Annotated in this window: 12 protein-coding genes; 9 read left to right on the top strand and 3 right to left on the bottom strand. The window is 67.0% G+C overall.

Annotated elements, in window-relative coordinates:
- The first annotated feature begins 95 nt into the window (after positions 1-95).
- The 6 genes from wrbA to hpnC all read left to right on the top strand — a co-directional run bounded on the left by wrbA (position 96) and on the right by hpnC (position 5288).
- A complete protein-coding gene (gene wrbA, locus G333_RS0107760) occupies positions 96-716 on the top strand; it encodes an NAD(P)H:quinone oxidoreductase (RefSeq protein ID WP_018951928.1) in 621 nt (206 codons plus the stop codon).
- A 132-nt stretch (positions 717-848) separates the two neighbouring features.
- On the top strand, positions 849-1241 hold the full coding sequence (locus tag G333_RS0107755) for a DoxX family protein (RefSeq protein ID WP_018951927.1): 393 nt from the start codon (positions 849-851) through the stop codon (positions 1239-1241).
- A gap of 82 nt (positions 1242-1323) precedes the next feature.
- Entirely contained in the window at positions 1324-2658 is a 1335-nt protein-coding gene (locus G333_RS0107750; RefSeq protein WP_018951926.1) for a TRZ/ATZ family hydrolase, read from the top strand.
- Positions 2659-2942: 284 nt separating this feature from the next.
- On the top strand, positions 2943-3689 hold the full coding sequence (gene ubiG / locus G333_RS0107745; RefSeq protein WP_018951925.1) for a bifunctional 2-polyprenyl-6-hydroxyphenol methylase/3-demethylubiquinol 3-O-methyltransferase UbiG: 747 nt from the start codon (positions 2943-2945) through the stop codon (positions 3687-3689).
- Positions 3686-4375 carry a phosphoglycolate phosphatase gene (gene gph, locus G333_RS0107740; RefSeq protein WP_018938593.1) on the top strand — a complete coding sequence of 230 codons (690 nt, stop codon included), beginning with the start codon at positions 3686-3688 and terminating at the stop codon, positions 4373-4375. The genes ubiG and gph overlap by 4 nt, the downstream gene beginning before the upstream one ends.
- Positions 4376-4424: 49 nt before the next feature.
- Positions 4425-5288, top strand: coding sequence for a squalene synthase HpnC (gene hpnC / locus G333_RS0107735; RefSeq protein WP_018938592.1), 864 nt, complete (start codon positions 4425-4427; stop codon positions 5286-5288).
- Positions 5289-5336: 48 nt separating this feature from the next.
- Here the strand turns inward: hpnC and G333_RS0107730 are convergent, their stop codons facing one another.
- Both G333_RS0107730 and hemN read right to left on the bottom strand, forming a co-directional pair.
- Complete coding sequence (locus tag G333_RS0107730) at positions 5337-5534, bottom strand: DUF2283 domain-containing protein (protein WP_018938591.1); 198 nt, start codon at positions 5532-5534, stop codon at positions 5337-5339.
- A gap of 301 nt (positions 5535-5835) precedes the next feature.
- A complete protein-coding gene (gene hemN, locus G333_RS0107725; protein WP_018938590.1) occupies positions 5836-7224 on the bottom strand; it encodes an oxygen-independent coproporphyrinogen III oxidase in 1389 nt (462 codons plus the stop codon).
- Positions 7225-7402: 178 nt separating this feature from the next.
- Between hemN and hpnD the strand changes: the two genes are divergently transcribed.
- The 3 genes from hpnD to G333_RS0107710 are packed head-to-tail and all read left to right on the top strand — an operon-like array spanning position 7403 to position 10399.
- Entirely contained in the window at positions 7403-8263 is an 861-nt protein-coding gene (gene hpnD / locus G333_RS0107720) for a presqualene diphosphate synthase HpnD (protein ID WP_018176714.1), read from the top strand.
- Positions 8264-8267: 4 nt separating this feature from the next.
- Complete coding sequence (hpnE, locus tag G333_RS0107715; protein WP_019628126.1) at positions 8268-9614, top strand: hydroxysqualene dehydroxylase HpnE; 1347 nt, start codon at positions 8268-8270, stop codon at positions 9612-9614.
- Positions 9611-10399 (top strand): SDR family NAD(P)-dependent oxidoreductase, encoded by a 789-nt coding sequence (locus G333_RS0107710; protein ID WP_018938588.1) that lies wholly within the window; start codon positions 9611-9613, stop codon positions 10397-10399. Before hpnE ends, G333_RS0107710 begins: the two co-directional genes overlap by 4 nt.
- Before the next feature lie 12 nt (positions 10400-10411).
- Here the strand turns inward: G333_RS0107710 and G333_RS0107705 are convergent, their stop codons facing one another.
- Complete coding sequence (locus G333_RS0107705) at positions 10412-12721, bottom strand: YgiQ family radical SAM protein (protein ID WP_019628125.1); 2310 nt, start codon at positions 12719-12721, stop codon at positions 10412-10414.
- Between the last annotated feature and the right edge of the window lie 73 nt (positions 12722-12794).

The following is a 12794-nucleotide window of genomic DNA, read 5'->3' as shown; positions in this document are numbered from 1 at the left end:
TCGAATGGTTTGAGGCGTTTTTCGCCATTTTCATTCGTATAAATCGGATCTAAGGTGACGGGTATTGCAACCTAGTCAACCGGAGGCGAATCGCCATGAGCACCAAGGTCCTGATCCTGTACTACTCCACCTGGGGCCACATCGAGCAGATGGCCGAAGCTGTGGCCCGCGGCGCCCGCGAGGTACCGGATACCGAAGTCACGATCAAGCGCGTCCCCGAACTGATGCCGGATGACGTGGCCCGCAATGCCGGGGCCAAGCTCGACCAGGCCGCCCCCATCGCCAAGCCCGAAGAACTGGCGGACTACGACGCGATCATCATCGGCACCCCTACCCGCTTCGGCCGGATGGCCGCGCAGATGGCCAACTTCCTCGATCAGACCGGTGCCCTGTGGTTCGGCGACAAGCTGGTCGGAAAGGTCGGGAGCGTGTTCAGCTCCACCGCCTCGCAGCACGGCGGCCAGGAGACCACCCTGATCTCGACCATCGTAAACCTGCTGCACTACGGCATGACCGTGGTTGGTCTACCCTACACGGAGAAGCGCCTGCTCGATGTCAGCGAGGTCTGCGGCGGCACACCCTACGGGGCGACCACACTGGCCGACGGCGACGGCTCGCGCCAGCCGAGCGAAAACGAACTGGGCATGGCCGCCTCGCAGGGGCGTCACGTCGCAGAGGTCGCGCGGGCCCAGCGTCTGGGGCGCGACGCCGGCTGACCTGCCACAGGCACATCCGACAGGGGCCGCACGCCCTGACCGGATGTTGCCTGGGCGCAAACCCGGTCGGGCACAGGCCCGGCCGCACCGACTGGGGACATCGATCCGCAGCATTACAAGGAGAGGATGGAAATGGACAACACGCTAGACGACAGTGGCAAGCTCGTACTCCGCCTGGCCCTCGGGATCATGATCCTGCTGCACGGCATCGCCAAACTGACCGGCGGGATCAGCGGCATCGAAGGCATGGTTACCAACGCGGGACTCCCGGCGATCCTCGCCTATGGCGTCTACATCGGCGAGATCCTCGCCCCGATCCTCGTCATCATCGGGCTGTATTCGCGCATCGGCGCGGTGATTATCGCCATCAACATGGTCTTCGCCATCGCGCTCGCCCATGCTCACGAGGTCTTCCTGCTCACCAGCACCGGCGGCTGGGCCCTCGAGCTGCAGGGGATGTTCCTGTTCGCGGCGATCGCCCTGGCCCTGACCGGTCCGGGCCGGTTCGCGATCAACCGCCTGTAGTCCTCACGGCAACTTGGGGCGGCGCAATGCCGCCCCTTTCAGGTACCATGCGCGACCCTGATCCCCGCGCAGACCGTCCGCCATGAGCAATGCCCAGACGCTGATCCTCGCTGCCCCACAGATCCTCCCGGTAGCCCCCCGCGACACCCTTCTGCAAGACCACGCCCTGATCATCCGCGACGGAACGATCCACGCGATCGAACCGCAAGCCACCGCGCGCGCCAACCATCCTCAAGCGGAATACCGCGATCACCCCGGCCAGATCCTGATCCCCGGCCTGGTGAACGCCCACACCCACTCTGGCATGAGCCTGCTGCGTGGCATCGGCAGCGACCGCCCGCTGATGGAATGGCTCAAGGGATACATCTGGCCCGCCGAGGGCAAGCTGCTCTCCCCCGAATTCGTACGCGCAGGCAGCCGCCTCTCCATAGCCGAAATGCTGCGCGGGGGCACGACATGCTTCAGTGACATGTACCTGTTCGTGGACGATGCGGCCCGGGTGGTCGACGAGACCGGGATCCGCGCCTCGCTGGGCCTCACCGTGTTCGACTTCCCAACGCCCTGGGCAAGCACGGCAGACGAGTACTTCCAGCGCGGTGCGGACGTCGTCGCGAACTGGGGGCACCATGACCGGATCGCCTTCAATGTCGCCCCGCACGCGCCATACACCGTGGGGGATACAAGCCTGGAGCGCGTGGCGGCCCGTGCCCGCGAACTGAACGTGCCCATCCACATGCATGTTCACGAGACGGCCAGCGAGGTCGCCGACGCCCTGCGCGACCAGGGCGAACGGCCATTGGCCCGCCTCGCACGCCTTGGCATGCTGGACCAGCCCTTCATCGCGGTGCACATGACCCAGGTAGACGATACCGATCTGGATCTACTGCGCGAACGCCCGGTCTCCATCGCCCACTGCCCGGAATCCAATCTGAAACTCGCCTCCGGCTTCTGCCCGGTCACGCGGTTACAGGCCGCCGGCATCAACATCGCCCTCGGGACCGACGGGACCGCCTCCAACAACGATCTCGACATGATCGGCGAGATGCGCACCGCCGCACTGCTGGCCAAGGGCGTCAGTGGCGATGCCGCCGCCCTGCCCGCCACCGCCGCGCTGGAAATGGCGACGCTGGGGAGTGCCAAAGCCCTGGGACTCGCGGACCGAATCGGCTCCCTGGAGCCCGGCAAGCAGGCCGATGTGGTCGCAGTAGACCTGCAGACGCTGGAACTGCAACCGGCGCACGACCCCAGTGCACAGATCGTTTACGCCGCCACCCGCGATGCCGTGCGCGATGTCTACGTGGCCGGACGGCCGTTGCTACGCGACCGCGAACTGCTTACGCTGAACTCGCAGGATCTCCACGCCGAAGCCGAGTACTGGCGCATCCGGGTGCTGGAAACCCAGCAGCCCACTGCCTGAGGGAAACACTGATCAATGTACACGCTCGCGTTGGTACCCCAGGTTTTCCAAGACAAGGCGCGGTGCGCAGCCGATAGTTGTTCTACCGGCAAGGGCCGCAACGCAGGATCGGGGAACCTGGGGTGCCAACCCCGAGGGGCTCGGCCGCTCTTGCGCCCGCACGGCGTTGCGGCTCCCTTGTGCAGAATGACTGCACGGCAGTCACCGCGCCTTGTTCGCACGCAACAGCGACTCGAGCGCGAACGTGTACATCAATCAGTGTTTCCCTGAGCGAGACAGACGCCATGAGCCCCGAACCCCTCTCCCAAACTTCTGCGCACGCAAACGTCGATAGCGCCGAGATCCACAAATTCACCCATCGGGCCCACGAATGGTGGGACCCGAAGGGCCCCTTCGCCACGTTGCACGCGATCAACCCGTTGCGCCTCGAATGGATCGACGGCAAGGCCGATCTCGCCGGCAAGAAGGTGCTGGATGTAGGCTGCGGCGCCGGTATCCTCTCCGAGGCAATGGCGGTTCGCGGCGCTCAGGTCACCGCGCTGGACGCCGGCGCCGAACACCTGGAGGTCGCGCGCGAACACGCGGTGGAGGCAGGGCTGGAAATCCACTACCTGCACACTACCGCCGAGGCGCACGCCGAACGTCACGCCGGCGACTACGACGTGGTGACCTGCCTGGAGATGCTGGAACACGTGCCCGATCCGGATGCCGTGATCGATGCCCTTGCAACGCTCGTGCGCCCCGGCGGCTGGCTGTTCCTGTCCACCATCAACCGAACTCCGCGCGCCTTTGCCGAGGCCATCGTGGGGGCCGAATACGTATTGCACATGCTGCCCACCGGCACCCATGAGTACGGACGCTTCCTTCGCCCCTCCGAACTGGGCACCGCCCTGCGCCGCCACGGGTTCGAGGTCACCGCGATGACCGGCCTGACCTATTCGCCCCTGAGCGGGCGGTATCGTCTGGTCGCCCGTACCGACGTGAACTACCTGATGGCCGCCCGCCGCGACGAAGCCGGCACCGACGAATGACCCGCGAACTGGGATCGGTCCTGTTCGACCTCGACGGGACCCTGCTGGACACCGCTCCCGACATGCATGCGGCCCTGGTCACCCTGATGGCCGAACACGACCGTGCGCCGCTGGCGTTCGAGGTCGTGCGTAACTTTGTCTCCCACGGGTCCCGGGCCCTGGTGGATCTCGCCTTCCCGGACGCCGATCCCGCCTTCGCCGAGCATCTCAAGAAGCGCTACCTGGAGATCTACGCCCGCGACCTGTGCCGGACCACCGCCCTGTTTCCCGGACTCGCGGACCTGCTGGACACCTGCGAGGCCCGCGGCTGGCCCGTCGGCGTGGTGACCAACAAGCCGGGCTGGCTGACCGATCCGCTGCTGGAGGCCCTCGGGCTGCATGCGCGCATGGCAGCCGTCGTCAGCGGCGATACCCTGCCCCAGCGCAAACCCGCCCCGGAACCCATGTGGCTGGCCGCACGCCAGACCGGCCTGCCGCCGGAACGCCACTGCTACTGGGGCGATGCAGAACGCGACATCGCGGCCGGACGGGCCGCCGGCATGCCCACCCTGATCGCCAACTGGGGCTACATCGACGCCAACCAGCGTCCGGATCAATGGGGCGCCGATGCCGCCCTGGAACAGCCGAACGACTTCTGGGCCTGGTACGCCGACGGAGCCGCCACGGAGCCCGGGCTTGCGAGCTGAATCCGCCCACCTCGGCGCCCCGCACGCCGGAAACAGGGTCTGAGCACCCATGTCGCCCCGTATCCGTTCGGCCTACCGCCACTGTCGCCAGCGTGCCAAGGCGCATTACGAGAACTTCCCCGTGGCCTCCTGGCTGCTGCCCAGCCGCCTGCGCGGCCCCGTGGCGGCGATCTACTGCTTCGCCCGCGACGCCGACGACCTGGCCGACGAGGACCCGCGCCCGGTCGCCGAGCGGCGCCAGGCACTGCTGGCGATGCAGGAACGCGTGCAGGTCCTGGAAGACCCCGCCGCCGAGCACGAACCCGAATGGATTGCCCTGGCGGACGCCCGCGCCCGCTTCGACCTGCCGGCCGCGCCGTTCGCCGACCTGATCGACGCCTTCCTGCAGGATCTGGAACAACCCCGCTATGCGACCTTCGGCGAGGTCATGGACTACTGCCGCCGCTCGGCCAACCCGGTTGGCCGGCTGATGCTGCACCTGAACGGCAACCCGACCGACGAGATGCTCGGGTACTCGGACGCCATCTGCTCGGCGCTGCAGCTGATCAACTTCTACCAGGACCTGCAGCAGGACCTGCGGGAGAACAACCGCATCTACCTGCCGCAGGAAGAGATGGAACAGTACGGCGTGACCGAGGCGATGCTGGCCACCGGGCAGACCACCTTCCAGCTACGCAACCTGATGCAGTTTCAGTACGCCCGCGCCGACCGCCTGCTGCGCGCCGGGGCGCCGCTGGGCGGGCTGCTGCGCGGACGCATGGGGCTGGAGATCCGGGCGATCATCAACGGCGGGGCACGCATCCTCTGGCGGCTGCGCCAGCAGGATGACGTCTTCGCCCGCCCGCGCCTGCGCACCCGCGACGGCTGGATCATCCTGAGCCACAGCCTCCGACCGCGCCGCCGAAGACCGTAGGGATCGAGCCGCCGAGAACCCCTGGTTAAGCTGAGGGCTTAAAAGGCATCAAGCGGCAATGCCCTCGACCGTAAGGTGCTGGAGGTCAGTTCGTTCGCTTGCGTGCTCAAAGGTAATGGCGCAAACACCACCACTGGCATCGACATCCAGGGTAGTGTGCTCGTCAAGCGAGCGGGTTTCGGCCACGCTATCGCCTCGGAATTCGATATAAAGCGTATCCGTATCCCCGAAGTACTGGAGTTTCATGGCTGGAACCCTCGATCGAAAAAGGCGTTGTGAACGGTTTCTCCATCCGGCAGCAGAACAACGCGAAGGTAGCGTCCTTCAGCCTCCTCGACACGAGCCCATCTGCGGATACGCCCATCGCCTTGGACTTCTTCGCACAACGGTTGGTCGATTGCACTACTGATCCAGTGATCCCGGATCATTCGCCGATCCGGCCTCTCGCGTACAGTCTCGAAGTAACGTGTCGTCTTCACCGGAACGTCCCTGTTACCGGTTGCTATTGTTCAAAGCTTCCGCCGAGAACGGATCGCCGTCAAGCCGCTCACACTACCTTGCTGTAGCGCGGCGCGCCCTCCGTCTTCAGATAGGCGTCGAAGGCCATGGCGACGTTGCGCAGCAGCAACCGCCCGCGCGGCAGGATCTCCAGCCGCTCCGCGCCGATCCGCACCAGTCCATCGGCCTCCATGCCCTGAAGCCGCTCCAGTGCATCCCCAAAGACCTCGCCGAACGCGATCCCGTGGCGCACCTCGATCGCGGCGAAATCGATGCGCGAATGGCACATGAGCTCGGTAATCACGTCCCGGCGCAGCCGATCGTCGGCACTCAGTTCGAGTCCGCGAAACACCGGAAGGCGCCCGGCATCCAGCCGCGCGTAATAGGCATCCAGCTCGCGCAGGTTCTGGCTGTAGGTGGCGCCCACCTTGCCGATGGCCGTCGGACCCAGTGCCACCAGGTCGTACTCCGCCCGTGTGGAATAGCCCTGGAAATTGCGCTGCAGCGTCCCGGCGCGCTGGGCCGTGGCCAGTTCGTCGTCCGGCAGGGCAAAGTGGTCCATGCCGATGTAGACATAGCCGGCATCGGTCAGGCGAGCGATGGTGGTCTCGAGGATCGCCAGCTTCTCCGCGGCGTCCGGCAGATCGGCCTCGCGGATCTGGCGCTGAGTCTTGAACATCTGCGGCAGGTGCGCGTAGTTGTAGATCGCCAGGCGCTCCGGACGCAGCTCCAGCGCGCGTTCCAGCGTGGCGGTATAGGTCTCCACCGTCTGCAGGGGAAGGCCGTAGATCAGGTCCAGGTTGGTGGATTCGAAGCCGTTGGCCCGCGCCTGCTCCACCGCCCGCGCGGTCACCTCGAACGGCTGGATGCGGTTCACCGCCCGCTGCACGTTCGGGTCGAAATCCTGCACCCCGAGGCTGATCCGGTTAAAACCCAGCTCGCCCAGCAGCGGGATGGTGCCGGGCCGCACCGCGCGCGGATCAATCTCGATGGAGAACTCGCGGGCATCGCTTTCGTCCAGGCGGAAGTGCCTCGCCAGCGTCGCCATCACCCGGCGCAGATCGTCATCGCCAAGATAAGTCGGCGTGCCCCCCCCAAAGTGCAGCTGGCCGACAGTGCGTTCCCGGTCGAACAGCTCGCCCTGCAGTTCGGCCTCGCGCTCCAGATACTGCAGGTAGCGCTGAGCGCGCTGGTAATTTCCAGTGATGACCTTGTTGCAGGCGCAGTAGAAGCACACCGTGTCGCAGAACGGCACATGAACATACAGGGACAGCGGCCGCGCCGGGTCCGCCCCGTTGGTGGCCTGCGCCGCCTCGGCATAGGCGCGGTCGTCGAAGCCCTCGTGAAACTGTGGCGCGGTGGGATACGACGTGTACCTCGGCCCGCTCACGTCGTAGCGGCGCAGGATTTCGGGGTCAAACACCAGGCGTTGTTCCATTCGGGGCTCCACAGCCGTGCGCCGCGCACTCGCGACCTTGGTTCTGCAGACTACGGCCGCACGCCAGGCCCGAGCTTGATACAGGTCAACAATCCGCCTTCATGGCGCCCTCTCCCGCCCCCTGTGCTGCCTGTGCTAGCCTTCTCCTCCCTGTTCGACACCCGCCACGCGAGAGCGCATGTCCCCCGACGAGTATTGCGAGGAGAAGGCCGCGCAAAGCGGCTCCAGCTTCTACTACGCGTTCCGCTTTCTGGAGCCGGATCGCCGTCGCGCCATCACGGCGCTGTACGCCTTCTGCCGGGAAGTCGACGACATCGTCGACGAGGTGAGCGAGGAGAGCATTGCGCGCACCAAGCTCGACTGGTGGCGCCAGGAGATCGAACGCCTGTTCGCCGGCGAACCCCGCCACCCCATCACCCAGGCACTGCAGCCGCACATCGCCGCCTTCGACCTTGGTCGCGAGTACTTCGACGAGATCATCGACGGCATGCAGATGGATCTGGACTACGACAGCTATCCGGACTTCACCACTTTGTCGCTGTACTGCTACCGCGCGGCCAGCGTCGTGGGCATCCTGTCCGCCCACATCTTCGGCTACACCGATCGGCGCACTCTGAAGTACGCCCACGACCTCGGCATGGCGTTGCAGCTCACCAACATCCTGCGCGACGTGCACGAGGACGCCATGCGCGGCCGGGTGTACATCCCCATGGACGAGCTCAGCAAGCACGGGGTCAAGCCGGAGGAATTCCAGATCAACATTACCGACGACCGCCACCGCGCCCTGTTCGCGGAGCAGGCGGAACGGGCGCGACGCTACTACGAACGCGCCGAGGAACACCTCCCGGACGCCGACCGCTACGCCCAGCGCCCGGGCCTGATCATGGCGGCCATCTACCGCACCCTGCTCGACGAGATCGCCGACGACGGCTACCGCGTGCTGGAACACCGCGTGCGCCTGACCCCGATCCGCAAGTTGTGGATCGCGTGGCGCACCGCACGCCGCCTGAAGCGCGAACAACGCCGCCGCGCGACCTGATGCCATGATCTCCGGCTCACCCCACGCGCCCGTCGTCGTGGTCGGCGCGGGCTGGGCCGGCCTGACCGCCACGCTGGCGCTTGCACGCGCCGGGCACCCCGTGCACCTGATCGACGCGGGCAAGGCCCCCGGTGGCCGTGCCCGCAGCCTCGACCTGGACGGCACCCCGCTCGACAACGGCCAGCACATCCTGGTCGGGGCCTGCCAGCAGACCCTGCAGCAGATCCGTTCGGTCGGCATCAACCCCGAGCAGGCGTTTCAGGCCCTGCCCTTCGGCCTGCGCATGTTCGAGCCCACCGGCCGGCCGCAGGACCCGGCGTTCCAGCTGGAACCACGTTCGCCCCGGTTGCCCGCCCTGGCCGCCGCGCTTTACCGGGCGCTTGCGAAGCACTCTCTTGGTACACGCCTGCGTGCACTGTCCGGCGCCGCCGCCATGTTGCACCGGCCCCTGCTCGACGATCTCCCCGTCCTCGACTGGCTGCGCCAGCGTCGTCAGCCCGACGCCCTCATTCGGAGCCTGTGGGACCCGTTGTGCCTGGCGGTGATGAACACCCCGACCCGAACCGCCTCGGCCCGCATCTTCCAGAACGTCCTGCGCCTGGCACTCAATCATGGCCCGGAGGCCGCGCGCCTTCTCCTCCCCGCGCGGCCACTCGGCGAGCTGTTCCCGGAACCGGCTGTACAGGAACTCCGGGAGCGTGGCGCTAGAGTGGATCTTGGCCGCCGCATCACCGCCATTGAGCGCAGCACGACTCACGACGCCGCCCCCTACCGCCTGCGCGATCGCCAGGGCGTGGCGAGCCCGGCGCGCGGCGTGATCCTGGCCGCCCCTCCAGCCGCCGCCGCTGCCCTGCTTCCGCACGAAACCGGCTGGGAGGCGACGCACCAGGGCCTGAATGGCATGGGCGCCCGCAGCATCTGCACGGTCTACCTGCGCTATGCGCGGCGCCTTGATGATCTTCCGCCACTACAGGGGCTGCTGGACCAGCATGGCCAATGGCTGATCGCGCGGCATGTCGCCGGGGCACCACACTGGCTGGCGGTCGTGATCTCGGCGGCCGACGACCTCGAACCGTTGACGGCGGATGCGCGATGGCGCACCGTCGCCCGCTCCCTGGCCCAAACCTTCCCCGAACTGGGCGAATCCGAGACCGGCCACAGCATTTGCGAACGCCGCGCGACGCTGGACGCGCAAGCCGGTCTGGATGCACGTCGCCCGCCGGCCCGCACGCCCTGGCCGGGGTGTTATCTGGCCGGGGATTACCTGACGCCTGCACTGCCGTCCACGCTCGAAGCGGCCGTACAATCTGGACTAGAATCGGCGCACCTGTACCTGGAGGACCATCCTTGACCGATCTCGATATTCCCCGCCTGCTCGCCTACCGCCCCGAACCCGGCGCCTTCGATGAACGCGTGATCCTGGTCACCGGGGCCGCCGACGGCATCGGCCGCGCGGTTGCCGAGGCCTGTGCCGCGGCCGGCGCGATCGTGGTCCTGCTGGACAAGGACCTGAAGGGCCTGGAGGCGGTCTATGACCGGATTGAACAGGCCGGTCACCCGCAGCCCGCGATCTACCCACTGAATCTCGAAGGCGCGACGGTCAAGGACTATGGTGACCTGGCGGAGAACATCCGCGACTCGCTGGGCCGCCTGGACGGGCTGGTACTGAACGCGGGCTGGGCCGGCGCCCTGATGCCGATGAAGAACTACGACCCGGAGCTGTGGTTCAAGGTCATCAACAGTAACCTGCACGGCCCGTTCTTCCTCACGCAGGCCGTCCTGCCGCTGCTGGAGGCCAGTCCCACCGGGAGCCTGGTCGTGTCCACCCAGAACGCGCGCAAGGCCTTCTGGGGCGCCTTCGGCATGGCCAAGGCGGCCCAGGACGGCCTGATCGACATCCTGTCGCACGAGCATCGCAACGAACCGCGCTTCCTGCACGTGAACGGTATCGACACCGGCCCCGTGCGCACCCGCTTCCGCGCCGGGCATTATCCCGGGGAAAACCCCGACCTACTGCCCGAGCCCGAGGCCGTGGTTGGCCCCTATCTGTACTTCCTGGACCCCGGCGACCGCACCACCACCGGTCTGAACATCAGCCTGGAAGGCCAGGTCCCGGTCCCCCACGCGGCGTCCTGAACCGCAGGGGCGTCAGGCGCGCGGTCGTTTTCCGGCCGGGCGCCCTTTGCGCACCTTCCCACTACCCGCGCGCGGCTTGCCGCCCTTGGGCGCGGCAGAGCGTGCCCCGGCCTTGCCCGCTGGCGCTGGCTTGCCACCGGGACGCGCCGCAGCCTCGACGCCGTTGTGCTGCGTCTGGAAGGTCTGGCCGCGCTTTTTCAGCGCCTTGCCGCCACGGGTGATGCGCCCGCCGGTGGACGGACGTGCCGCACCCTGACCGGTCCCAGCCGGCTGCCAGGTCGGCACCAGGTGATGCTTGCCATTGCCGATCAGATCCGCACGCCCCATCCGTTGCAGGGCATCACGCAGTAGCGGCCAGTTGTTCGGATCGTGATAGCGCAGGAACGCCTTGTGCAGACGCCTCGCGCGCACCCCGCGAGGCACCGGGACGCGTTCGCTGGTGGTGCGCCGAATGCCGCGCAACGGGTCACGCCCCGAGTGCCACATGGCGGTGGCCAGGGCCATGGGACTGGGCAGGAACGCCTGCACCTGGTCGGCGCGGAAGTCGTTGCGCTTCAGCCAGAGCGCGAGCTGCAGCATGTCCTGGTCGGTGGTCCCGGGATGCGCGGCGATGAAATACGGGATCAGGTACTGCTCCTTCCCGGCCGCCTTCGAGTACTTCTCGAACATGGCCTTGAACCGGTCATAGGTCCCCATGCCCGGCTTCATCATGCGGGAAAGTGGTCCGGTTTCCGTATGTTCCGGGGCAATCTTCAGGTAACCCCCCACATGGTGGGTCACCAGTTCTTTCACATACTCCGGTGACTCGATCGCCAGGTCGTAGCGCAGCCCGGAGGCAATCAGGATCTTCTTGATGCCCGGCAACGCCCGTGCCTTGCGGTACAGGCGAATGAGCGGCGCGTGGTCGGTGTCCAGGTTGCTGCAGATGCCCGGGTACACGCAGGACAGTCGCCGGCAGCTCTGCTCGATATTCGGGTCCTTGCAGGCCAGGCGATACATGTTGGCGGTCGGGCCGCCCAGATCCGAGATCACGCCGGTGAACCCGTCCACCTTGTCGCGGATCTCCTCGATCTCGCGCAGCACGCTGTCCTCGGAGCGGCTCTGGATGATCCGCCCTTCGTGTTCGGTGATGGAACAGAACGTACAGCCGCCGAAACAGCCGCGCATGATGTTCACCGAGAAGCGGATCATCTCCCACGCCGGGATGCGCGCAGCCCCGTAGGAAGGATGCGGGGCCCGGGCATAGGGCAGATCGAACACCGCGTCCATCTCGGGCGTCGACAGCGGGATCGGTGGCGGGTTGAGCCAGACCTCCTTGTCCCCGTGGCGCTGCACGATCGCGCGGGCATTCCCCGGGTTGGTCTCCAGGTGCAGCACCCGCGAGGCATGCGCGTAGAGCACCGCGTCGCCCTTCACCTGCTCGAAGGCCGGAATACGGATGACCGTTTGGTCGCGCGGGGTGCCGCGCGGGATATCCCGGTGAAAACGCACGACCTTCGCGCCCGCCTCCGCTCCTGCCGCCTGCGCATCCTGTGCCTCGGCATCAGCGCAGGTCTCGGGCGAGACCATGGCGTAGGGATCGGGGTTGGCATCCACCGGTCCAGGGGTATCGACCTCGCTGGAATCCAGCTCGACGTAGCCGGCGGGCACGGCATCCCGCAGCAGGGCCGTCCCGCGCAGGTCCGTGATCTCGCGCGGATGCTCGCCCGCCGCGACGCGATGGGCGAGTTCCACCAAGGCGCGCTCGGCGTTGCCGAACAGCAGGATGTCGGCCCGCGAATCCAGCAATACGGAACGGCGCACCTTGTCCTGCCAGTAGTCGTAGTGCGCGATACGCCGCAGGCTGGCTTCGATTCCGCCGGCCACGACCGGCACGTCCTTGTACGCCTCGCGGGCGCGCTGGGCGTAGACGATCACCGCGCGGTCCGGGCGTTTGCCGTGCACGTCCCCCGGGGTATAGGCATCGTTGGAGCGGATCTTCCGCTCCGCGGTGTAGTGGTTGACCATCGAGTCCATGTTCCCGGCGGTCACGCCGAAGAACAGGTTCGGCCGCCCCAGGGCCCGGAACGGCTCGGCCGAGGTCCAGTCCGGCTGCGCAAGGATCCCCACGCGGAACCCCTGCGCCTCCAGCAACCGGCCGATGATCGCCATGCCGAAGCTCGGGTGGTCCACGTAGGCATCGCCGGTCACCAGCACGATGTCGCAGCTGTCCCAGCCGAGATCGTCCATTTCCTCGCGCGTGGTTGGCAGAAACGGCGCCGTGCCAAAGCGCTTGGCCCAGTAGGGCTTGCGGGCGAACAGGGAATCGGGTGCTGCGGACATGACCAGGCTTCTTCCGGCGGACGCCGGCAACAGGAAATGCGCGCATTACACGCCGGGGGCGCCCCAAGATCAA

Source organism: Thioalkalivibrio sp. AKL10, from assembly GCF_000381845.1.
GTDB classification, from domain to species: Bacteria; Pseudomonadota; Gammaproteobacteria; order Ectothiorhodospirales; family Ectothiorhodospiraceae; genus Thioalkalivibrio; species Thioalkalivibrio versutus.
This window is presented reverse-complemented; position numbering and strand designations above follow the sequence as displayed.